General features: G+C 62.2%; 22 protein-coding genes. 8 read left to right on the forward strand and 14 right to left on the reverse strand.

Annotated elements, in window-relative coordinates; translation table 11 throughout:
• Both SC318_RS22190 and SC318_RS22195 read right to left on the reverse strand, forming a co-directional pair.
• The gene (locus tag SC318_RS22190) at window positions 1-861 is read right to left on the reverse strand and encodes a MurR/RpiR family transcriptional regulator (protein WP_320428468.1); all 861 of its coding nucleotides are present in this window, start codon (window positions 859-861) and stop codon (window positions 1-3) included.
• 26 nt (window positions 862-887) lie between these two features.
• Window positions 888-2237: a GntT/GntP/DsdX family permease gene (locus SC318_RS22195; RefSeq protein ID WP_320428469.1), complete on the reverse strand. Its 1350-nt coding sequence runs from the start codon at window positions 2235-2237 to the stop codon at window positions 888-890.
• A 246-nt stretch (window positions 2238-2483) separates the two neighbouring features.
• On the opposite strand from SC318_RS22195, the gene SC318_RS22200 reads away from it, so the two are divergent.
• Entirely contained in the window at window positions 2484-2864 is a 381-nt protein-coding gene (locus SC318_RS22200) for a lysozyme inhibitor LprI family protein (protein ID WP_320428470.1), read from the forward strand.
• A gap of 2 nt (window positions 2865-2866) precedes the next feature.
• Here SC318_RS22200 and SC318_RS22205 read toward each other — a convergent pair whose 3' ends face one another.
• The 4 genes from SC318_RS22205 to SC318_RS22220 form a co-directional block, all read right to left on the reverse strand.
• Complete coding sequence (locus tag SC318_RS22205; protein ID WP_320428471.1) at window positions 2867-4312, reverse strand: SulP family inorganic anion transporter; 1446 nt, start codon at window positions 4310-4312, stop codon at window positions 2867-2869.
• Between the two features lie 194 nt (window positions 4313-4506).
• Complete coding sequence (locus tag SC318_RS22210; protein ID WP_320428472.1) at window positions 4507-5400, reverse strand: NAD-dependent epimerase/dehydratase family protein; 894 nt, start codon at window positions 5398-5400, stop codon at window positions 4507-4509.
• A gap of 103 nt (window positions 5401-5503) precedes the next feature.
• The gene (locus SC318_RS22215; protein ID WP_320428473.1) at window positions 5504-6400 is read right to left on the reverse strand and encodes a LysR substrate-binding domain-containing protein; all 897 of its coding nucleotides are present in this window, start codon (window positions 6398-6400) and stop codon (window positions 5504-5506) included.
• A gap of 40 nt (window positions 6401-6440) precedes the next feature.
• Window positions 6441-7205 carry a sulfite exporter TauE/SafE family protein gene (locus tag SC318_RS22220; RefSeq protein ID WP_320428474.1) on the reverse strand — a complete coding sequence of 255 codons (765 nt, stop codon included), beginning with the start codon at window positions 7203-7205 and terminating at the stop codon, window positions 6441-6443.
• A 90-nt stretch (window positions 7206-7295) separates the two neighbouring features.
• Between SC318_RS22220 and SC318_RS22225 the strand changes: the two genes are divergently transcribed.
• Window positions 7296-8192 carry a LysR substrate-binding domain-containing protein gene (locus tag SC318_RS22225; protein ID WP_320428475.1) on the forward strand — a complete coding sequence of 299 codons (897 nt, stop codon included), beginning with the start codon at window positions 7296-7298 and terminating at the stop codon, window positions 8190-8192.
• Here the strand turns inward: SC318_RS22225 and SC318_RS22230 are convergent.
• On the reverse strand, window positions 8138-9544 hold the full coding sequence (locus tag SC318_RS22230; RefSeq protein ID WP_320428476.1) for an amino acid permease: 1407 nt from the start codon (window positions 9542-9544) through the stop codon (window positions 8138-8140). The genes SC318_RS22225 and SC318_RS22230 overlap by 55 nt on opposite strands.
• Window positions 9545-9708: 164 nt before the next feature.
• Window positions 9709-10959 carry a kynureninase gene (kynU, locus tag SC318_RS22235; RefSeq protein ID WP_320428477.1) on the reverse strand — a complete coding sequence of 417 codons (1251 nt, stop codon included), beginning with the start codon at window positions 10957-10959 and terminating at the stop codon, window positions 9709-9711.
• A gap of 143 nt (window positions 10960-11102) precedes the next feature.
• On the opposite strand from kynU, the gene SC318_RS22240 reads away from it, so the two are divergent.
• Entirely contained in the window at window positions 11103-11576 is a 474-nt protein-coding gene (locus tag SC318_RS22240; protein ID WP_320428478.1) for an Lrp/AsnC family transcriptional regulator, read from the forward strand.
• Window positions 11577-11701: 125 nt separating this feature from the next.
• Here SC318_RS22240 and catA read toward each other — a convergent pair whose 3' ends face one another.
• From catA to SC318_RS22255, 3 genes are read right to left on the reverse strand one after another with little or no spacing between them, the layout of a single operon-like run.
• A complete protein-coding gene (gene catA, locus SC318_RS22245) occupies window positions 11702-12631 on the reverse strand; it encodes a catechol 1,2-dioxygenase (RefSeq protein ID WP_320428479.1) in 930 nt (309 codons plus the stop codon).
• A 41-nt stretch (window positions 12632-12672) separates the two neighbouring features.
• Window positions 12673-12963 carry a muconolactone Delta-isomerase gene (gene catC / locus SC318_RS22250; protein WP_320428480.1) on the reverse strand — a complete coding sequence of 97 codons (291 nt, stop codon included), beginning with the start codon at window positions 12961-12963 and terminating at the stop codon, window positions 12673-12675.
• Window positions 12964-12975: 12 nt separating this feature from the next.
• Window positions 12976-14103 (reverse strand): muconate cycloisomerase family protein, encoded by a 1128-nt coding sequence (locus SC318_RS22255; protein ID WP_320428481.1) that lies wholly within the window; start codon window positions 14101-14103, stop codon window positions 12976-12978.
• Between the two features lie 114 nt (window positions 14104-14217).
• Between SC318_RS22255 and SC318_RS22260 the strand changes: the two genes are divergently transcribed.
• Window positions 14218-15093 carry a LysR family transcriptional regulator gene (locus tag SC318_RS22260; protein WP_320428482.1) on the forward strand — a complete coding sequence of 292 codons (876 nt, stop codon included), beginning with the start codon at window positions 14218-14220 and terminating at the stop codon, window positions 15091-15093.
• A 130-nt stretch (window positions 15094-15223) separates the two neighbouring features.
• Here the strand turns inward: SC318_RS22260 and SC318_RS22265 are convergent, their stop codons facing one another.
• A complete protein-coding gene (locus SC318_RS22265; protein WP_320428483.1) occupies window positions 15224-16216 on the reverse strand; it encodes an AraC family transcriptional regulator in 993 nt (330 codons plus the stop codon).
• Between the two features lie 313 nt (window positions 16217-16529).
• Between SC318_RS22265 and antA the strand changes: the two genes are divergently transcribed.
• From antA to SC318_RS22285, 4 genes are all read left to right on the forward strand, one after another.
• Entirely contained in the window at window positions 16530-17921 is a 1392-nt protein-coding gene (gene antA, locus SC318_RS22270; RefSeq protein WP_320428484.1) for an anthranilate 1,2-dioxygenase large subunit, read from the forward strand.
• Complete coding sequence (gene antB / locus SC318_RS22275) at window positions 17921-18412, forward strand: anthranilate 1,2-dioxygenase small subunit (protein WP_320428485.1); 492 nt, start codon at window positions 17921-17923, stop codon at window positions 18410-18412. Before antA ends, antB begins: the two co-directional genes overlap by 1 nt.
• A gap of 130 nt (window positions 18413-18542) precedes the next feature.
• Window positions 18543-19550, forward strand: a complete 1008-nt coding sequence (antC, locus tag SC318_RS22280; protein WP_320428486.1) for an anthranilate 1,2-dioxygenase electron transfer component AntC — start codon at window positions 18543-18545, stop codon at window positions 19548-19550.
• A gap of 71 nt (window positions 19551-19621) precedes the next feature.
• The gene (locus SC318_RS22285) at window positions 19622-21022 is read left to right on the forward strand and encodes an amino acid permease (RefSeq protein ID WP_320428487.1); all 1401 of its coding nucleotides are present in this window, start codon (window positions 19622-19624) and stop codon (window positions 21020-21022) included.
• A 143-nt stretch (window positions 21023-21165) separates the two neighbouring features.
• Here SC318_RS22285 and kynA read toward each other — a convergent pair whose 3' ends face one another.
• Both kynA and kynB read right to left on the reverse strand, forming a co-directional pair.
• Complete coding sequence (gene kynA / locus SC318_RS22290; RefSeq protein ID WP_320428488.1) at window positions 21166-22038, reverse strand: tryptophan 2,3-dioxygenase; 873 nt, start codon at window positions 22036-22038, stop codon at window positions 21166-21168.
• The gene (gene kynB, locus SC318_RS22295; RefSeq protein WP_320428489.1) at window positions 22035-22685 is read right to left on the reverse strand and encodes an arylformamidase; all 651 of its coding nucleotides are present in this window, start codon (window positions 22683-22685) and stop codon (window positions 22035-22037) included. Before kynB ends, kynA begins: the two co-directional genes overlap by 4 nt.
• Window positions 22686-22821 lie beyond the last annotated feature (136 nt).

Raw genomic sequence — 22821 nt, forward strand, 5'->3', positions numbered from 1 at the left:
TCAGTCTCCAAGCGGCAGGCTGTCGGGGCCGCCGCGATAATCGTCCAGGGCCAGCTTGATGCGGCGCAGGCGTTCCTGGTTGGCGTCAGGCATGGCCAGCGCCAGCTCGGTGGCCAGCAGGTCGATGGCCAGCAACATGCCGTAACGCGCAGCCGTGGGTTTGTAGATAAAGCTGGTTTCAGCCGGTTGCAGCGGCAGCAGCACATCCGCCAACCCGGCCAGGGGCGAATCCGCCAGGGTGATGGCGATGATGCGCGCGCCGTAGTTGCGCGCCAGCGTCACCACATCCAGCAGCTCAGGGGTAAGGCCCGTCAGCGAGCAGACAATCAGCGCCTGTTCCGGCCCCAGGGTCGCCGCGGTCACGCGCATCATCACCGGGTCATGGCAGGCCGCAATCGGATAGCCCAGGCGCACCAGGCGCACCTGCAGTTCATCGCTGCACAGGCTCGACGGGCCGCCCATGCCAAACGCATGAATCATGCGTGCCTTGCCGAGCAGGCTGACGGCGTCGGCAAAGCTGTGCTGATTGAAGCCCGACAGGTGCTGGCGCAACGTCGCTTCGATATCGCCGAGAATCTGCCGATGAAACGCCGACTGTTCCGGCAGCCCCGCCGGGTCCAGGAAGCGGCTGCCCACCCCGCTGGCCTGGGCCAGTTGCAGGCGCAGGTCACGCAAATCGCGGCAACCGACACTGCGGGCAAACCGCGACAAGGTGGCGGTGCTGACCTCGGCCCGTTGCGACAGCGCTTCCAGACTGGCCGACGCGGCAAAGCTCACGTCACCGAGCATCAGTTTGGCGATGCGCCCTTCGCCGGCGCTGAAGGAATCCTGGCGGGCGCGGATCTGGTAGAGGATGTCCATGGGGGCTCCGGGTCACAAGAAACGGCTCATAAAACAAGGGACAGACCGTAAGTGAGGCCGAAGGCAACCACCGAAATCAGGGTTTCCAGCACGGTCCAGGTCTTGAAGGTCTGGATCACCGTCATATTGAAGTATTCCTTGATCAGCCAGAAGCCGCCGTCGTTGACGTGGGAAAAGATCACCGAACCCGCACCGGTCGCCAGTACCAGCAATTCAGGGTGTGGATAACCCATCCCCAGGGCGACCGGCGCGACCACACCGGACGCGGTGGTCATCGCCACCGTGGCCGAGCCCGTGGCGATACGCATCAGCGCGGCGAACAGCCAGCCCATCACCAGCGGCGATAGCTGAAACGCGTTGGCCAGGCCGAGAATTTCGTGGGTGACACCGGCATCCACCAGGATGCGATTCAAGCCGCCGCCGGCACCTACCAGCAGGGTGATGCTCGCCGTAGGCGCCAGGCATTCATTGGTGAACTTGAGGATCGACTCGCGGTTGAAGCCCTGGGCCAGCCCCAAGGTCCAGAAGCTCACCAGGGTCGCCACCAGCAACGCGATTACCGAGTTGCCGATGAATAACAGGAATTGGTTGAAACCGGTCCCCGGCGTGGAAATCACATTGGCCCAGCCGCCGATCATCATCAGCACCACCGGCAGCAGAAGGGTGGCCATGGTCAGCGCGAAGCTTGGCAGACGGGTCCGGGGTTCGCGCTCGATGAACTGGCGTTCCAGCGGGTTTTGCGCCGGCAGGTGGATACGCGGCACGATGAACCTGGCGTAGACCGGGCCGGCGATGATCGCTGTAGGAATACCGATCAGGATCGCATACAGCACGGTCTGCCCGACCGAGGCGTTGTACGCCAGCACCGCCATCATCGCCGCCGGGTGCGGCGGTACCAACGCATGCACCACCGACAGGCCGGCCACCATCGGCAGGCCGACCATCAGGATCGACACGCCCACGCGCCGCGCCACGGTAAAGGCGATCGGCACCAGCAAGACAAAGCCCACCTCGAAGAACAGCGGCAGCCCCACCAGAAACGCGATGCAGACCATCGCCCAGTGGGCGTTGCGTTCGCCGAAACGGTTGATCAACGTACGCGCCACCTGCTCCGCGCCACCGGACTCGGCCATCATCTTGCCAAGCATGGTGCCCAGCGCCACGACCAGGGCGATGTGCCCCAGGGTCTTGCCAACCCCGGCTTCGTAGGAGCCCATGATGGTGTCCGCCGGCATCCCGGCCATCAGCGCCAGGCCAATGGACACCAGGGTGATGACGATAAACGGGTTGAGTCGGTAACGTGCGATCAGCACGATCAAAGCGATGATGGCGATGGCAGCGTATGCCAACAGCCCGAAGCCCGGTGATGCGGCCATGCGGTACTCCTCGGAAAGGGTCACGTCGAATAGGTTGTGAAACTCATAAATCATTACCGAGGAGCTTTTTCAAACTTCATGAAAGTAATTTTCGCGCACGGATAAGCGCTGTCGCGAAGGGATATGCCCAACGCTTCTTTATGAAAATTCAAGGAGCGTTCTTACATGACGTTCGCAGAAGGTTGGAAACTCAAACAGCGCGCTTGAGTCATACACTGCATACCCATCGATGCCAGGAAAACACAGATGATTCGCACGACACTTGCCGCCGGCGCCCTGCTTCTTGCCGTGTGCGGCACTGCCGCCGCCGCCGATAACCCGGCGTTGAAAAAATGCATGGACGGCGCCAACACCACGGCCGAGATGGTTGGTTGCAACGTCAAGGAGGCCAAGGTGCAGGACGCCCGACTGAACAAGGCTTACAAGACTGCGCTGGCCGCCCAGGAAGGCAACCGCAGGGACCAATTGCAGGACCTGCAGCGCCTGTGGATCAAATACCGTGACGCCAACTGCGCCTTTGCCGGCAGCGCCACCGGCGGCACCATCGATCAGGTCAACGGCTCCGGCTGCGTGCTGGACATGACCCAGGCCCGCGCCCAGGAACTGGAAGACCTGGTCGGGCCTTAACCCTAATCGTGATGAACCTTCGCACGCTTGAGCAGCTTCTTGCAGCGTTCCGACAAATGCAGCACGCGCAAATGCTTGCCCGCCTTGCTGTAGCGCTCACGCAGGGTCATCAGCGCGGCAATCGCTGAATAGTCGACGAAGCTCAGGTGACGGCAATCGAGCGTCACCTGGGCCGGGTCGTTGGCCGGGTCGAATTGATTCAGGAACGGCGTGGTGGAGGCAAAGAACAACGTGCCGTGCAGACGGTAGAGTTTGCTGCCGTCAGCTTCCAGGTGTTCGTCGGCATACAGTTCACGCGCCTGTTGCCAGGCGAAGTTCAGCGCTGCAATCACGATGCCGCACAGCACAGCGGTCGCAAGGTCGGTGAACACGGTGATGACCGTCACCGCCATGATCACCAGCACGTCATTGAGCGGCACCTTGTTGATCACCCGCAACGACGCCCAGGCAAAGGTCTGCTGGGACACCACGAACATCACCCCCACCAGCGCCGCCAGCGGAATCCGCTCGATCAACGGCGACAGAAACAGGATGAACAGCAGGATCATCACCCCGGCGAACACCCCGGAAAAACGCCCACGCCCGCCGGAACTGAGGTTGATCACGGTTTGCCCGATCATCGCGCAACCGCCCATGCCGCCGAACAGGCCCGAGACCATGTTCGCAGCGCCCAAGGCCACGCTTTCGCGGTCGGGGTAGCCACGGGTTTCGGTAATTTCGTCGGTGAGGTTGAGGGTCAGCAGGGTTTCCAGCAGGCCGACCATGGCCATCAGGAACGCGTAAGGCGCAATAATGCCCAGGGTTTCGAAGGTCCAGGGGATCTGCGGCAGCGCGAAGGTCGGCAGGCCGCCGGCGATGTGCGCCATGTCGCCAAGGGTGCGGGTGGGCAGGCCGAGCAGGTACACCGCCAGGCCCACGCCGAGGATTGCCACCAGGGCAGGCGGCACGGCGCGAGTCAGGCGCGGCAGCAGGTAGACAATGGCCATGGTGACCGCGACCAGAGCGACCATCACGTACAGCGGCGTACCGCTGAGCCAGGTTTCACCGCGCTTGAAGTGCTCCAACTGCGCCAGCGCGATGATAATCGCCAGGCCATTGACGAAGCCCAGCATCACCGGGTGCGGCACCATGCGCACCAGCTTGCCCAGGCGCAACAAGCCGAAAGCGACCATGATCAACCCGCCCAGCAGCACGGTCGCCAGCAGATACTCGACGCCGTGCTGCACCACCAGCGCCACGATCACCACCGCCATCGAACCGGCCGCTCCGGAGACCATACCGGGGCGACCACCGAACAGCGCGGTGAGGGTGCATATGATGAACGCGCCGTAGAGTCCCATCAACGGGTTGAGATGGGCCACCAGCGCGAAGGCGATGCACTCGGGCAGCAAGGCAAATGACGTAGTGAGGCCGGCCAGGGCGTCGGCGCGCAGACGGGTGAGGTTCATGGAGTACCAGGGAATTGCGGGGATGAGGCGAGGAATGGTACGGAATTGAGCGAGGTGGGGCTAGCCTCGAAGACTTTGGTCGTTGCAATCGGGGGCAAGCCCCCTCCCACACTTGACGGTGTTCCAACTCTGGAATCCATTCAATGTGGGAGGGGGCTTGCCCCCGATAGCCGCACCTCGGTATCACCCGAACATCACACCATCTCGTTGCGAATCCACTCAACCACCGACGTACGCTTCGGCGCCCAGCCCAGCCGTTCACGGGCCTGCTTGCCACGCACCCGGCTGTTGGAGCCCAGGCCGTAGTTGGCCATTTCATAACCCCACTCGGCCTCCGCCTCGGCCAGTGGCCAATCTTGCGGTTCACCCAGTTCAAGCGCTTGTGCGATGGCGGTGGTCATGTCGATGAACGCAGCTTCGCTGCTTTCCACAAAGTAGAACGTGCCCGGCACATTCTTCGTCAGCGCCAGCAGGTACAACGCAACCACGTCTTCGATATGCACGTTGGACCAGATGTTCTGCCCTGGCCCCACATGGCGCACCACGCCACTTTTGCGGGCCTGCTTGAGCAAGCGCGGCAATTGCACGCTGTCACGCTTCACGCCCAGGCTGTGACCGTAGATCAGGGTGTTACAGATCACCGCTGAATTCACACCGTCCTTGGCTGCGGCCAGGATCAAGTCATCAATCGCCACGCGGGCGGCCTTGTCGGCGGTCGGGGCTGGCAGGTTGTCTTCGAAGTAGACGACATCACTGGCCTTGCCGCCCGACGCATCGCCGACGATGCTCGAACCGCTGGTGTGCAGAAACACTTTGTTGGAGCCTTTCAAGGCAGCCAGCAGGGTTTCGACGCCAGCGCGGTGGTCGCTGCTGGCGGCATTGATCACCGCATCGGCGTGCTGCGCCTGTTCGGTCAATACGGCGGCGTCATCCAGGCTACCGATCACCGGGGTGATGCCCAGCGCAGTCATTTGCGCAGCTTGCTCGGCGCTGCGCACCAGGCCGGTGACGTTGTGCCCGGCCTTGACCAGACCGGTGGCGATGGAGCCGCCGATAAAACCTGCGGCGCCGGTAACGAATACATGCATGGAGAGTGCTCCTGACTGGGTAAGTGATGAGCCCAGTATCCAGCAGCCTATGCGGCCGAATAAGCCCGTGGCGGCCAATTCACTCTTGCGCTGTGGTCACGAATCAAAGGGCATAACGTGCCAGCTTGGCCTGGATAAAATCCAGGAAGCACTGGATCCGCAGCGCCAGTTGCGAGTTGCGGTAGTAAACCGCATGGATCGGCTGGCGATAGCCACTGTTGAATGCTTCCAGCAGCGGCACCAGGCGCCCGGCCTCGATGTCTTGATGGGTCATAAAGTTCGACAGGCAACAGATGCCCTGCCCTTCCAATGCCAGGTGCCGCACGGTTTCACCGCTGGACGCGGCAACGCCCGGCTGGATGTGCCAACGGTCGCCCTCGGCGTGGCGCAGCGGCCAATGGTTGAGGCTGTCGGTCTGGGTGAATCCCAGCAACGTATGCTCAGCCAGCTCGGCGACAGTGGTCGGCGTGCCATGTTGCTTGAGGTAGTCGACGCTGGCCAGGATGTGCAGCGGCGTGCTGCCCAGTGCGCGGGCATGCAGGGTGGAGTCCGCCAGCGTGCCGATACGAATGGCGATGTCGGTGCTTTGCTCCAGCAGGTCGATGATCAGATCGTCGCTGTTCAGCTCCAGCTGGATGTCCGGGTAGAGGCTACGAAACTCGCCGATGTAGGGCATGATCCCGTGCAGCATGAACGGCACCGCCGCATTGATGCGCAGCCGCCCGGCCGGTTTTTTCTGGCGTGACGACAGGCGCTCCTCCAGCGCTTCCATCTGCGCCAGGATGACCTTGGCTTGGTCGAAAAAGTACCGGCCCTCCTCGGTCAGGTCCATGCGCCGCGTGGTGCGGTTGATCAGGGTGGTGTCGAGCTTGGCTTCCAGGCGCGACAAGGTGCGGCTGACCGCCGACGGCGTTTGCCCGACCTGCTCGGCGGCAGCGGAAATCGAGCCGCATTCAATCACGCTGACGAAAATCTGCAGTTCATCGGATCGGGCTTTCACGGGCGGTCCCTCTTATCGGCACACGAATCAGCGCCCATTATTAACCAGCCAGCAACAAATGAGCGCCCAGCAGCGCCATGCCCGTGAAAAAAACCCGCTTGAACCACAGCGCACTGATGCGCTGGCGCAGCGCCTGGCCCAGCCACATGCCGAGCAATGCCGGAACCAGCGCCACCAACGACGCCCCCACTTCACCGCCGCCGAGCGCACCGCGCCAGGCCAGCCCGGCGGCCAACGCCAGGGTCGACACGCTGAACGACAGCCCCAGCGCCTGCACCAGTTGATCGCGGCTCAAGCCTAATGCTTGCAGGTACGGCACCGCAGGGATCACGAACACGCCGGTGGCCGAGGTGATGAGGCCGGTGATCAACCCACACAACGGGCCCAGCCAGCGCTCGGTTCGGGGCGCCACCTTGAAGGTGGGCAGGAACAAACCACTCAGCCCATACACCAACAGCGCCCCGCCCAGCGCGCGGACCACCCACGGCCCAGCGTCCATGCCCAGCCACAGCGTGCCCAGCCCGGCGCCGAGGGCAATGAGCACGAACATCGGCCACAACCGCTTGAGCAAGACACTCAAGTGCCCACCCAGCGCCAATTGCCAGAGGTTGGTGACCGTCGAAGGAATAATCAGCAATGCCGCAGCCTGCGCCGGCAACATAGCCAGGCCGAGCATGCCCATGGCCACGGTGGGCAGGCCCAGGCCGATCACGCCCTTGACGGTACCGGCCAGCAGGAAGGTGCCCATCACCAGCAGAGTCAGGGCTGGACCGAGGGTTTGGTAGAACGTCAGGAAAGTAGTCATGACTCGATTGTGCGAGGTTGCCGAGCCGCTGGAAATTCACCATATACTGAGGCAGCCTCTTGTTTTGAATGAGGCTGAGGAAACTTGAGCATGCACTTTGATCTGATCGACCTGCGCCTCTACCTGCACATACTCGACAGCGGCAACATCACCGCCGGCGCCGCTCGCAGCCATTTATCCCTGGCTGCCGCCAGCGCTCGCATTCGGGCAATGGAGGGGTCACTGGGCATCCAATTGCTCGAACGCGGCCGCCGTGGCGTCACCCCGACACCGGCCGGCAAAGCCCTGGGCCGCCACGCCCGCCTGCTGTTGCAACAGGCCGAGCATCTGCAACACGACCTGGCGGAGTACGCCAACGGCGTCAAAGGCCAGGTGCGCTTGCTGTGCAATACCACCGCCCTCAGCGAATACCTGCCGGAACGCTTGGCCGACTTTCTGTGCGAGCACCCCAACCTGGATATCGACCTGCAGGAGCTGCCCAGCCTGCGTATCACCCACGCCCTGCGCCAGGGCACGGCCGACCTGGGCATCATCTCCGATGCGGTGGACACAACCGGCTTGCAGACGCTGCCCTTTCACGACGACCCGCTGGTGCTGATCATGCCCCTGGCGCACCCGCTGGCGAGCGGCACGGTGAGTTTCGTCGACAGCCTGCAACACGACTATGTGGGCCTCGCCGCCGGCAGCGCGCTGGCGGTGTACCTGGAAGAGCAGGCGCTGCACGCAGGGTTTCGCCTGCAAACGCGCATTCGCGCCGAAGGTTTCGACGGGGTGATCCGCATGGTCGCCCGCGGTGCGGGCCTGGGCATCGTGCCCCAGGCCGCCCTTGACCGCTGGCCGCAACAAGAACGCATCAAGGCCCAGCCCCTCAAGGAGGACTGGGCCTGTCGCCAACTGCTGCTCTGCGCGCGCTCGTTCGACCAACTGCCCGGTTATGCCAGGGCCTTGTTCGACACCTTGGCCCTGCCCTTGCGGAAAAACCCGTAGTACACCGCGCTGAGGATCAGCAGGAACGGCACGCCAAACACCAGGGTCATCTTGAACGCCTCGGTAAAATACGTGGTGATCATCACCGCGCCCATCAGCACCAGGCCCAGCAGCGTGCTGTAGGGAAACAGTCGCAGCTCGAAGGACAGCTTCGGCGCGCCATGGCGCTTGCGGTAGCGCCGGAAAAACAAGTGGGTGAGGAAGATCATGAACCAGGTGAAGATTGCGCCGAACATCGAGATCGCCATCATCAGCGTGAACGAACTTTGCGGGTATATCACGTTAAGCAGGGTCGCCAACGCGATACCGGAGCTGGACAGCAGCAAGGCATTGAACGGGATGCCGCTCTTGCTCAACGCGCCCATGGACCTGGGCGCAAAACCTGCGCGGGACAGGCTGAACATCATGCGCGTGGTGATGTAGAGCTGGCTGTTCATCGCCGACAGCGCCGCGATCAGGATCACGAAGTTCATCACCCCGGTGGCGCCGGGAATGCCGATGGTCTGCATCACCGTGACGAACGGGCTCTGGGCCTGGCCGGCCTGGTTCCAAGGTACGATGGCGAGCATCAGCGCCAGGGTCAGCAGGTAGAACACCACCAGGCGCACGATGGTTGCGCGAAAGGCTTTCTTCACCGCCCGCTCCGGGTCGGCCGCTTCACCGGCCGCCACGGCGATCATCTCCACACTCAAATAGCTGAAGATCGACACGATCACCGCCATCCACATACCGGTCAGCCCGTGGGGGAAAAAACCGTCATGGGCCGTGTAGTTCTGCACGCCATAATCCGGGTTGCCCGAGCCGAACACCACGTACACCGCCAGGATGATGAAGCCGACGATGGCGCTGATCTTGATGGTGGAGAACCAGTATTCGAAGTTGCCGAAGGTCTTCACGCTGATCGCGTTGAGCAGAATCAGCACGCTGGAAAACGACACGATCCACACCCATTCCGGCACGTTGGCGAACCAGTACTTCATGTACATCGCAACCGCCGTCACCTCGGCCCCCACGGCCAATACAATCGCCGCCCAGTAGGCATACCGCACCAGGAACCCGGCCAGCGGGCTGATGTAGAACTCGGCGTAGGCGCCAAAGGAGCCGGAGGTGGAATGGGCCACCGTCATCTCCGCTAGGCACCCCATCAGGATCAAGGTGATCAGCGCACCGATGGCGTAGCTCAGCAGCACGCTGGGCCCGGCGTAGCCAATCGCGTAGGCGCTGCCCATGAACAGCCCGGTGCCAATGGCGCCGCCGATGGCGATCATGCTCATCTGCCCGGAAGTGAGCTGGCGCCGGAGGCCCAGTTCGCGGTGGGTAATTTCTGCAAAGCCGTTGTCTGGCGTGGTCACGTGATGTGCCCCTTTTATTATTGTGGTTGCACTATTTAGCGGTTTGTCACAGATCCCCTGTGGGAGGGGGCTTGCTCCCGATAGCAGTGTGTCAGTCACTGATGTGGATACTGATACGCCGCCATCGGGGGCAAGCCCCCTCCCACATTTTGATCTGTGTTTATTCAGGTGACGCTATGGCGAACTTTGAACTGCGGCTGGTCCCAGGTGTCGTTGTCGAGAATGTCACCGAGGATTTCCACGGCGTCCCACACTTCGGTGAAGCTGGTGTACAGCGGGGTGAAACCGAATCGCATGATGCGCGGCTCGCGATAGTCGCCGATCACGCCACGGGCGATCAGGGCCTGGATCACTGCATAGCCCTGGGGGTGTTCGAAGCTCACATGGCTGCCGCGCCGCGCATGTTCGCGGGGCGTGATCAGCACAAGGTTGTGGGCTGCACAGCGGCTTTCAACCAACGCGATAAACAGGTCGGTCAAGGCCAGCGACTTGCTGCGCAGGTGGCTCATATCGGTGCGTTCGAAAACCTCCAGGCCGCATTCCACCATGGCCAATGAGGTAATCGGCTGGGTGCCGCACAGGTAGCGCAGGATGCCGGCGCTCGGCGCATAGTTGGCTTCCATCGCGAACTGTCGGGTATGCCCGAACCAGCCCGACAGCGGCTGGCGGACCAGGTCCACCAATGCCGGGTGGACCCACACGAACGCCTGGGAACCGGGACCGCCATTGAGGTATTTGTAAGTGCAGCCAATCGCGTAATCCGCCCCGGCCGCGTGCAGGTCGATGGGCACCGCGCCCGCCGAATGCGCCAGGTCCCAGAGACTCAGCGCGCCGCATTCATGGCTCAAGGCGGTGAGCGCGCGCATGTCGTACATGTAGCCGGTCTTGTAGTTGACGTGGGTGAGCATCACCACCGCCACGTCCTGGTCGATGGCTTGGGGCAGTTCATCCGGGCTGTTGACCAGACGCAGGGAGTAACCCTGTTGCAGCAGCTCGGCGAGGCCCTCGGCGATGTACAGGTCGGTGGGAAAGTTGCTGGCTTCGCTGACGATCACCTTGCGCGAAGGCTGGCGCTGGCGCTGCACGCTCAGCGCGGCGCTGAGCACCTTGAACAGGTTGATGGAGGTGGTATCGGTGATGACCACTTCGCCTTCCCGTGCGCCGATCAGCGGCGCCAGGCGATTGCCCAGGCGCTGGGACAGCTCTGCCCAGCCGGCGCTGTTCCAGCTGCGGATCAAGCCATTGCCCCACTCCTGCTCGATCACCTGTTGTGCCCGTTGCAACGCTGCAACCGGGCGCGCGCCCAGGGAGTTGCCGTCGAGGTAGATCACGCCTGCGGGCAGAGCAAACTCGCTGCGCAATGGCGCCAGCGGGTCCTGAGCGTCGAGGGCTTGGCAATGGCTTCGGGTGGTCATGGTCGGTCCTGGTTTTTATCGGGAATATGGACCAAATAATGAACGAAGTTTTAGAGAATTTTCGTGCAAACTGGTGGGCAAGCGGCTATTTAAGCCGTAGGAAATTCGAATTTAGCCCCTAAACACGCGGATTTATTCTAACCATGATTCTTGACGCCACCGACCTGCGCCTCCTGCATTTCCTGCAACAGGATGGCCGTATCAGCAACCAGGAACTGGCGGAAAAAGTCGCGCTGTCGCCCTCCGCGTGCCTGCGTCGTCTGCGCCTGCTGGAGAGCGAAGGCGTGATCAGCGGCTATCGGGCGGTGCTCAACGCCGAGCAGTTGGGCATCGAGCTGGAGGCCATCGTGCACCTGTCATTGCGCCAGGATGTGGAAGACTGGCATGAGACGTTCATCAAGAAAGTGCAGGGTTGGCCGGAAGTGGCCAGCGCCTATGTGATCACCGGCGCCAGTAACTATGTGCTGCGAGTGCAGGCGCGCAACCTCAAGCATTTTTCCGACTTTATCGTGAACCACCTGAACCGCACGGCGGGGGTGATGGACATACGTTCGGAGATTGTGTTGCAGAAGATCAAGGATCGGGATGAGGTGTTGAATCTGGTTATTCGCAAATAACCCGCAACACCGCTGTTCAAATGTGGGAGGGGGCTTGCCCCCGATAGCAGTGTGTCAGTGACATATTTACTGACTGACCCACCGCCATCGGGAGCAAGCCCCCTCCCACATTCTTTTGACCGCGTTCAGTCTTCGAGAGCGCGCACGCGCTGCAGGCGTTGTTGCTCTAGCGGGGCAGCGGCTACCTGCAGTTCAAAGTCGAAATCAATCTGTGCAAACCTGCCCTCCACGCCAAACTCCCGCGCCAGTTGCGGATCGTCGCTGAAGCGAATCTCGGCGATCAGTTCGTCGCGGGTGGCGTAGGCAAAATCATCGTGCAGGTACGGATCGTCCGACAGGTTGATCTGGGTGGTCAGGTGCCGATGGCCCGGCGCCGAGATGAAGAAGTGAATGTGCGCCGGACGCTGCCCGTGGCGCCCCAACTGGTCGAGCAACTGCTGGGTCGGCCCGGTCGGCGGGCAGCCGTAGCCGGACGGCACGATGCTGCGAAAACGATAGTTGCCCTGGGCGTCGGTCTCGATGCGTCGGCGCAGGTTGAATTCCGACTGGCTGGGATCAAACCAGGAATAGGTGCCGCCGGTATTGGCCTGCCACACATCGACAATCGCCCCGGCCAACGGCTTGCCGTCGGTGTCGCGCACCTGCCCGCGCATGAACAGCGGCACGGCGTCGTCCTTGCCATCGTCCAGCCGTGCTTCGTAGGTGGACAGCGGCGCACCGGCCACATACAGCGGGCCTTCGATGGTGCGCGGGGTGCCACCGGACTTGCCGGCTTCGACGTCGGCGGCGTCCATCAGCAAGTCCAGGTAATGCTCCAGACCCAACCCGGCGGCGAGCAGGCCAGCTTCCTGGTGCTTGCCCAACTCGTTGAGGTAATTGACCGCCTTCCAGAATTCTTCCGGGGTCACTTCCAGGTCTTCGATGATGTTCACGGTGTCGCGCAGGATCCGGTAGATCAACGCCTTGGCGCGCGGGTTGCCACCGTCATTGAGGTTACCGCTGGCTTCTTCGAGAAACTGCTGGGCGTGGGCCGTCTGGGACAGTCGGATGGACATGGTGCAATCCTCATCTTGTAATTATTGGGTGCGATACAGGCTCAGCGGTCGTCGTCATGGATCGACGACGGGTGCCGGCACAGCGGGTTCACTTCGATGGCCATATAGGGAAACAACGGCAGTTGCATCAGCGTGTCGTGCAGGTCTTGCACGCTGTCGACATCGAACACGCTGTAGTTGGCGTAGTGCCCGGCGATGCGCCACAGGTGGCGCCATTTGCCTTCGTGTTGCAGGCGCTGCGCGAGCGCTTTTTCTTCGGCCTTGAGGCTGGCAGCGCGCTCGGCTGGCATGTCGAGCGGCAGGTTCACGGTCATCTTTACGTGGAACAACATGGCAGGCGCCTCTTAGTGTTTGTCACGACGGAAGAACGCCAGGCGCTCTTCATCGATCGCCAGGCCCAGGCCCGGTGCGGTGGAGACATGCAGCTGGAAATCGCGGTACAGCGGCGGCTCGGTGAGGATGTCTTCGGTGAGCAGCAACGGGCCGAACAGCTCGGTGTCCCACGCCAGCTTGTTCAGCGTGAGAAAGGCGTGAGCCGAGGCCAGGGTGCCGATGCCGCCTTCGAGCATGGTGCCGCCGTAGAGGCCGATGCCCGCCGCTTCGGCAATCGCCGCCGTGCGCAGTACCGCGCGCGGGCCGCCGTTCTTGGCGATCTTGAGGGCGAACACCGAGGCCGCGCCTTCGCGGGCCAGGTTGAAGGCATCTTCGACGCATTCGATGGATTCATCGGCCATGATCGGCGCCGGGCTCGACAGGTTCAGCCGCGCCATGCCGCCTCGGTTATTGCGCGAGATCGGCTGCTCGATCAGGTCGATACCGTGGTCACCCAGGACCTTGCAGGCACGTAGCGCCACGGCCTCGTCCCAGGCCTGGTTGACGTCGACCCGCACGCTGGCGCGCTCACCCAGCGCCTGCTTGATCGCGATCACATGGGCCAGGTCGCGGCCGACTTCGCCCGCGCCGATTTTCAACTTGAAGATGCGGTGGCGGCGCAGGTCCAGCATCTTCTCGGCCTCGGCAATGTCTTGTGCGGTGTTGCCGCTGGCCAGGGTCCAGGCCACCGGCAACGCATCGCGCACACGCCCGCCGAGCAGTTCGCTCACCGGCAGATTCAGGCGCTTGCCAAGGGCATCGAGCAAGGCGCTTTCAATACCCGACTTGGCGAAGGTGTTGCCGCGGATGCTGCGCTCCAGGCGCAACATGGCCGCGTTGATATTGCTCGCGTCCTGGCCGAGCAACAGCGGCGCGAAGTGCTGGTCGATGTTGGTCTTGATGCTCTCAGGGCTCTCGTTGCCATAGCTCAGGCCACCGATGGTGGTGGACTCGCCAATGCCTTCTATGCCATCGGCGCAACGCAGGCGGATGATCACCAGGGTCTGCTTCTGCAGGGTGTGCATCGCCAGCTTGTGCGGGCGAATGGTGGGCAGATCGACGATGACGGTTTCTATCGACTCGATGGGGCAATTCGGCATGGCAATACCCGTTGGGTTCTTTATAGGTTTGCGCCGATTCTGTGCTGCAGGGTTGAAGGGTTCCAATATAGAATTGGTCTGGTTCAATACCTCCAAGGTATTAAAGGAGCCAACATGGAACTGCGTCACCTGCGCTATTTCCAGATGCTGGGGGAAACCCTCAACTTCACCCGTGCCGCCGAGCGCCTGCACATTGCCCAGCCGCCACTGAGTCGGCAGATCCAGCAATTGGAGGAGGAACTGGGGGTGGTGCTGCTCGAGCGCGGCCGACCGCTGCGGCTGACCGAGGCCGGGCGGTTTTTCTATGAACATGCCAACGTGCTGCTCGAGCAGTTGGGCAAGGTGTGCGACAACACCCGGCGCATCGGCCTGGGCCAGAAGACCTGGCTGGGCATCGGCTTTGCGCCGTCGACCTTGTACGGCGTGTTGCCGGAACTGATTCGCCAGCTGCGCAGCCATGAGTCGCTGGAGCTGGAGTTGGGCTTGTCGGAGATGACCACCTTGCAGCAGGTCGAAGCCCTCAAAGCCGGGCGCATCGATGTGGGCTTCGGGCGGATCCGCATCGACGACCCGGCCATCGTCCAGCGTGTACTGGTGGAAGATCGACTGGTGGCGGTGTTGCCCAGCGGTCATCCGTTGCTGGGCGCGCCCGCGAGCCTTGCGCAGTTGGCCGCCGAGCCGTTTGTGCTCTACCCCGGCAACCCGCGGCCCAGCTATGCCGACCATGTGATCGCGCTGTTCGACGCCCACGGCCTGAATCTTCAAGTGGCGCAGTGGACCAACGAGCTGCAGACCGCCATCGGCCTGGTGGGCGCAGGCATGGGCGTGACGCTGGTGCCGGCGTCGGTGCAGGTGCTGCACCGGGCGGATATCGGTTACACGCCGATAGTGGAAGCCACCGCGACCTCGCCGATCATTCTCAGCCGACGGGTGAATGATCAATCGCCGGGGCTGCGGCATTGCTTGCAACTGGTCGAAGAGCTGATCTGAAGCCTTCCAGACACCACAATTCAAATGTGGGAGGGGGCTTGCCCCCGATAGCAGTGTGTCAGTGAATGATGTGTGTGCTGACACTCCGCCATCGGGGGCAAGCCCCCTCCCACATTGGATTTGCATGGCTCTAGAGGCTGCGCAGGCGCTTGCGTTGCAGGGTCTGGCTGGGGGATTCATCGAACAGTTTGCGGTACTCCGCCGAGAACCGTCCCAGGTGAGTAAACCCCCAGCCCAGGGCTATCTCGGAGATGGTCCGCGTGGTGCCATGCTCGAGGATTTCCTGGCGCACCGCCCCCAGCCGATGCTTCTTCAGATACGCCATGGGCGACAGCGCGAAGTATTTGCGAAACGCATCGAACAGCTTGAAGCGCGACACGCCGGCCACTGCCTCCAGGTCTTCCAGGTGCACCGCCTCGCGCGCGTTGTCGTGCAGGTACTGGCGCGCCCGGATCAGGTAGTGCGGCAGCTTCACGCCGAGCACGTCGCGCAGTTCTTCGGAGTAGTTGTTCGGCTGCGCCAGGATCAGGCCCTTGATCAGTGAGCTTTCCAGGTCCCGGGTGAAGGCCGCTTGCTCGTACAGTTCGCTGCTGCGCTCGAACTCGGCAATGAAGTAGCGTGCCATGCGCCACCATGACGCCGGAGCACCGTCCACCGCGTCCATCACCGGTTCGAACCGCAGCGGCGCCTCGATCGGCCGTTGCAGCAAACCTTCCAGGGATTCGCTCATGGCGGCGCGTGTGATCACCACCTGCAACTTGCGGCAGTCACCGGAAATCGCCAGCACCTGATGCTCGTTGGGGGAGATGATCACGCCCTGGTCACGGTTGGAGCTCAGGCGCTCGCCGTTCTTGCTCAGCTCCTGCTCGCCGATCAGCGGCAGGCTCAGGCTGTAGCTGCTGAAGTGTTCGGCGTCTTCGATGTCGATGGTCACGTCGGTGCCATATTCGATCACGCCCAGGGTGGTGGCGCGGGACTTGAACACGTTGGCACTGTGGTGAAAACGCAGGCGTTCAGGCGTGGCCGTTGCCAAACGATGGGGCCCGCAGATGCCGGACATCCAGCTGCAGGCGCCCTCCAGGTCGAAGCGTTGAATACGGATATCACGTGTCTGGCTACTCATCGGGGTGCACCCACGGCGGTTAGGCGTTTGCGCGCTCTGGCGGCGCGTCGTCAGTGTTCGACAGCAAGTTCCAAGCCACGCCAGCGCGGTCGTCACTGGGCGGATAGCAAAGGCCGACTATGTGGATAACTCACGGCTGTTTTTGACCGTTGCCGCCCATCACAGTAGCGCATCACCTTCGCCCACCGCACCGCAGTGGGTATTTGCTGCCCAACTTTGCGGCCCATCTTCCCCGATTAAGCGGATAGCCCGCGCCCTGCCCCGCTGCCTCTAATGGACCACCGATTAGCCCTGATCAAAAAAGGTGCCTCCCATGAGTGGTGCAAGAAACGTCGAACAGTGGAAAACCTTTATCGAAAGTTGCCTGGACTTTCGCCCGGCCGATGAAGTGTTCCGCATCGCTCGCGACATGTTTACCGAGCCCGAACTGTTCGACCTGGAAATGGAACTGATCTTCGAGAAGAACTGGATCTACGCCTGCCACGAAAGCGAACTGGCCAATAACCACGACTTCGTGACCCTGCGCGCCGGGCGCCAGCCGATGATCATCACCCGCGACGGCGAAGGCCGGCTCAATGCGCTGATCAATGCCTGCCAGCATCGCGGCACCACCCTGACTCGCGTGGGCAAGGGCAACCAGTCCACGTTCACCTGCCCGTTCCACGCCTGGTGCTACAAGAGCGACGGCCGGCTGGTGAAGGTCAAGGCGCCGGGGGAATACCCGGAAGGTTTCGACAAGGCCACGCGCGGCCTGAAAAAGGCACGCATCGACAGCTACAAGGGCTTTGTGTTTATCAGCCTCGACGTGAACGGCACTGACAGCCTGGAAGACTTCCTGGGTGATGCCAAAGTGTTCTTCGACATGATGGTGGCGCAGTCCGCCACCGGTGAGCTGGAGGTGCTGCCGGGCAAGTCCGCCTACACCTACGATGGCAACTGGAAGCTGCAAAACGAAAACGGCCTGGACGGTTATCACGTCAGCACCGTGCACTACAACTACGTGGCCACGGTGCAGCATCGCCAGCAGGTGAATACCGAAAATGGCGCCAGTACCGGCGCCACCCTGGACTACAGCAAGCTCGGCGCCGGCGATGCCAACACCGATGACGGCTGGTTCGCCTTCAAGAACGGCCACAGCCTGTTGTTCAGCGACATGCCCAACCCCAGCGTGCGCTCCGGCTACGCCACCATCATGCCGCGCCTGGTGGCGGAACACGGCCAGCAGAAAGCCGAATGGATGATGCACCGCCTGCGCAACCTGAATATCTACCCGAGCCTGTTCTTTCTCGACCAGATCAGCTCCCAGTTGCGCATCATCCGCCCGCTGGCGTGGAACAAGACCGAGATCATCAGCCAGTGCCTGGGGGTGAAGAACGAGTCCGACGCCGACCGCGAAAACCGCATTCGCCAGTTCGAGGATTTCTTCAACGTGTCGGGCATGGGCACGCCGGATGACCTGGTGGAATTTCGCGAGGCCCAGCGGGGTTTCCAGGGCCGCCTGGAGCGCTGGAGCGATATCTCGCGCGGCAGCCATCGCTGGGAAACCGGGCCGACGCCCAACAGCGAAGCCATTGGCATCCAGCCCGCCATGACCGGCACCGAATTCACCCACGAAGGCCTGTACGTCAACCAGCACCGCAACTGGCAGCAGTTCCTGCTCGACGGCCTGGACCAGCAAGCGCTGAAACTGCGGGAGGTGAAGTGATGAATGCCCAGTTGCAGTACCAGATCGAGCAATTCTTCTACCGCAAATCCGAACTGTGCGACGCCCAGGACTGGGACGCTTACGTTCAGCTGTTCGACCCGCAGAGTGAATTCCACCTGCCGCAATGGGACTCCGAACATGTCTACACCCAGGACCCGAAGCGCGAGATGTCGCTGATCTATTACGCCAACCGCTCGGGGCTGGAGGACCGGGTATTTCGCCTGCGCACCGGCAAGGCCGCCTCGGCCACGCCGATGCCGCGCACCTTGCACCTGATCAACAACGTGCGCATTGGCGAGCTGGCGGACGGCGGGCTGGAGGTACGGTTGAACTGGCACACGCTGTTCTACCGGCTGGCCACGTCGGAGCAGTTCTACGGGCAGGCTACCTATCGCCTCAAGCCACACGGCGACAGCTGGCTGATCATGCGCAAGCACGCGTTACTGCTCAACGACACCATCAACTCGGTGCTGGATTTCTATCACCTCTGATCAAACACATCCCACCCTGTGGCGAGGGAGCTTGCTCCCTCTGGGCAGCGCAGCGGCCCCAAATGCTTGGGAGCGCTGCGCACTCCAGCGCGAGCTTGCTCCCTCGCCACAGGTATACGGAGTCGTATAGATGAATCACAAAGTGGCCTTCAGTTTTGCCGACGGCAAGACCCTGTTCTTCCCGGTGGGCGCCCATGAAATCCTGCTGGACGCGGCCTTGCGCAACGGCATCAAGATCCCGCTGGACTGCCGCGAAGGCGTGTGCGGCACCTGCCAGGGGCGCTGCGAATCCGGCGATTACAGCCAGGACTATGTCGATGAGGAAGCGCTGTCGAGCCTCGACCTGCAACAGCGCAAAATGCTCAGTTGCCAGACGCGAGTGAAGTCCGACGCAACCTTCTACTTCGATTTTGATTCGAGCCTGTGCAACGCGCCGGGGCCGGTGCACGTGCGCGGCACGGTGAGCGAAGTGCAATTGGTGTCGGCCAGTACCGCGATCCTGCAAGTGCAGGTGGAGGCGCCGCTGGATTTCCTGCCGGGCCAGTATGCGCGGCTGTCCGTGCCGGGCACCGACCGTTGGCGTTCCTATTCCTTCGCCAACCTGCCGGGCAACCAACTGCAGTTTCTGGTGCGCCTGTTGCCCGACGGGGTGATGAGCAACTACCTGCGCGAGCGCTGCCAGGTGGGGGATGAGGTGGTAGTGGAGGCGCCGCTGGGGGCTTTCTACCTGCGGCACGTCACCCAGCCGCTGGTGCTCGTCGCCGGCGGCACCGGGTTGTCGGCGTTGCTGGGCATGCTCGATGAGCTGGCCGCCAGCGGCTGCGATCAGCCCGTGCACCTTTACTATGGCGTACGCACCGAGCAGGACCTGTGCGAAGCCGCACGCATCAGCGGCTACGCGTCGAAGATCGCCGATTTTCGCTACACCGAAGTGCTCAGCGACGCCTCGGCGCAGTGGACGGGCAAGCGCGGCTACCTCACCGAGCATTTCGACCTGGCCGAACTGCGGGACAGATCGGCGGATATGTACGTTTGTGGCCCCCCGCCGATGGTCGAATCGATCCAACAATGGCTGAAGGATCAGGCACTTGATAGCGTTCAACTGTATTACGAAAAGTTTACGCAGAGTAATATCTGACCCTCAGCACTTCTGAGGGGCTGATGCGGCCTGCACTCACCCTTAAGAAAAACAAGTAGAAGGGAACGTTAATGGCGGATGACATGGTTAACCCGGTGGGCCTCAAACGTGGCCTGAAGAACCGGCATATTCAACTGATCGCTTTGGGAGGAGCGATCGGTACGGGATTGTTCCTCGGCTCGGCCGGGGTGCTCAAGTCGGCGGGACCGTCGATGATCCTGGGCTACGCGATTGCCGGCTTCATCGCCTTCCTGATCATGCGTCAGCTCGGCGAAATGATCGTCGAAGAGCCGGTGGCCGGTTCCTTCAGCCACTTCGCGCATAAATACTGGGGCGGCTACGCAGGCTTTCTCGCGGGCTGGAACTACTGGGTGCTCTACGTGCTGGTGGGCATGGCCGAACTGACGGCCGTTGGCAAGTACATCCAGTTCTGGTGGCCGGAAATCCCGACCTGGGTCAGTGCGCTGGTGTTCTTCGTCGCGGTGAACCTGATCAACACTTTGAACGTGAAGTTCTTCGGTGAAGCCGAATTCTGGTTTGCGATCATCAAAGTGGTGGCGATCGTCGGCATGATCGTGCTCGGCTGCTACCTGCTGTTCAGCGGTACCGGCGGCCCGCAGGCGTCGGTCAGCAACCTGTGGAGCCACGGCGGTTTCTTCCCGAACGGCGGCATGGGGCTGCTGATGTCGATGGCGTTCATCATGTTCTCGTTCGGTGGCCTGGAGCTGGTGGGCATCACCGCCGCCGAGGCCAGCGAACCGCGCAAGGTGATCCCGAAGGCGATCAACCAGGTGGTTTACCGCATCCTGATCTTCTACGTCGGCGCCCTCACCGTGCTGCTGTCGCTGTACCCGTGGGATCAACTGCTGCAAACCCTCGGCGCGTCGGGCGATGCCTACAGTGGCAGCCCGTTCGTGCAGATCTTCTCGCTGATCGGCAACGACACGGCGGCGCACATCCTCAACTTCGTGGTGCTGACCGCGGCGCTGTCGGTGTACAACAGCGGCGTGTACTGCAACAGCCGCATGCTGTTCGGCCTGGCCGAGCAAGGCGACGCGCCCAAGGCGCTGATGAAGCTCAACAAGCAAGGCGTGCCGCTGCGGGCGCTGGCGATTTCGGCGGCAGTGACCCTGCTGTGCGTGGTGGTCAACTACGTCGCGCCGCAGAGTGCACTTGAGCTGCTGTTCGCACTGGTGGTTGCCTCGCTGATGATCAACTGGGCGCTGATCAGCATCACCCACATCAAGTTCCGCAAGGCCATGGGCGAGCAAGGCGTGACGCCATCGTTCAAGACCTTCTGGTTCCCGTTCAGCAATTACCTGTGCCTGGCGTTCATGCTGATGATCGTCAGCGTGATGCTGGCGATCCCGGGGATCCGCGAGTCGGTGTATGCGATGCCGGTGTGGGTGGGGGTTATCTATGTTGCCTACCGGTTGCGGGTCCGAAACACGAAACTCGTAACAGCGCAGTAACCCTGTGGGAGGGGGCTTGCCCCCGATGGCGGTGTGTCAGTCATTGAAGTGTTTACTGACCCACTGCTATCGGGAGCAAGCTCCCTCCCACAGTTGATTGCATTGCACACATGAAAAAGCCCCGGTGATCCGGGGCTTTTTGTTTAGAGCGTTGAGCGTACTCGCCACAGTTCGGGGAACAGCACCGTGTCGAGCATCTTGCGCAAATAGCCCACGCCTTCGGTGCCACCAGTGCCCGGTTGGAAGCCGATAATGCGCTCCACCGTGGTCACATGCCGGAAGCGCCACTGGCGGAACGAATCCTCCAGGTCGATAAACTTCTCGGCCAGTTGATACAAATCCCAGTACCGGCTCGGGTCGCGATACACCTCGCGCCAGGCCGCCTCTACGGAATCATCGTGCACCGTGGCGGCCGTCGGGTCGCGTTCGGCGCGCTTGGGATCGATCGCCAGGCCTGCCTTGAGCATCAGGTTGATCGCCTCGTCATACAGCGACGGCGTGGCAATCGCCACCTGCAGCTGCTGCAACAACTCCGGGCGATGCGCATGGGGCCGCAGCAACGCCGGGCTTTTGTTGCCGAGGATGAATTCAATCTCACGGTACTGGAACGACTGGAACCCCGACGACTGCCCGAGAAACGGGCGGATCGCCGTGTACTCCGACGGTGTCATGGTCGCCAGCACCGCCCAGGCGTGCACCAGTTGGTCGAAGATCCTGGAGACCCGCGCCAGCATCTTGAAGGCTGGCGGCAACTCGCCCAGGCGCACGTGTTCACGGGCGGCCTTGAGTTCGTGCAGCATCAGCTTCATCCACAGCTCCGAAGTCTGGTGCTGGATGATGAACAGCATTTCGTTGTGGTCCGGCGACAGCGGGTGCTGGGCGCTGAGGACTTTGCCCAGGTCCAGGTAGTCGCCGTAGCTCATGGACTCGGAAAAATTCAGCTCAGCGTTGTGCCATTCTTCCGGGGGCTGGCCGTCGGCAGGCTTATATTCTGAAGAGAAAGGACATTGGCTCATCGCGAAGGCTCCAAAAGCGGGCGCAGGATTGCGCGGACCGGGCTGGCATCCAGGTTGGCAAAACGCAGCGGCAGCGCGATCAGTTCATAGTCGCCCTCCGGTACGTCGTCGAGCACGATGCCTTCGAGGATCGCCATGCCATGGCGCGCCACGGCGTTGTGCGAATCCATGGTCTTGGACTGTTGCGGGTCCAGGGACGGCGTATCGATACCGATCAACCGAACACCGAGGCCGGCCAGCAGTTCGATGGTTTGCGGCGCGATGGCGGTGAAGTTCGAGTCCCAGTGCGTCAGTGGCGCTTGTGGATAAGTGCGCAGCAGCACACGCTCGGGCAGGTTATCCACACGCCCTTGCAGTTGATGCGGCTGCACCAGGGCGCCACTGCCCAGGCAGTGCAGCACCCGGCACGGGCCCATGTACACGTCCAGCGACACCTCGCCAATCGGTGCGCCGTCGGCGCTGTAATGCAGCGGTGCGTCCACATGGGCACCGGTGTGCGGCGACAGGGTCACGCGCCCCACATTCACCGGGCACTCGGGGCCAAACTGCCACACGCGCTCTTCCTGGAACGGCGTATCGCCCGGCCAGGTCGGGGTCGCCGCGCTCAAGGGCGGGCTGATGTCCCACCACGTTTTTATTGGGTTCATTTCAAGGCTCTCGGCTGTCACTGGAGTGAATGATACGAGGGCCAGCTGTGAATTTTCTTGCGAATTCTGCCGTGAAGCGGGAAATCTTTCGCACTTACTGCGAGGATATAGCTTATTCACGCTCGAAAATTTCGCC

This window comes from Pseudomonas sp. MUP55 (assembly GCF_034043515.1).
Classification (GTDB): Bacteria; Pseudomonadota; Gammaproteobacteria; order Pseudomonadales; family Pseudomonadaceae; genus Aquipseudomonas.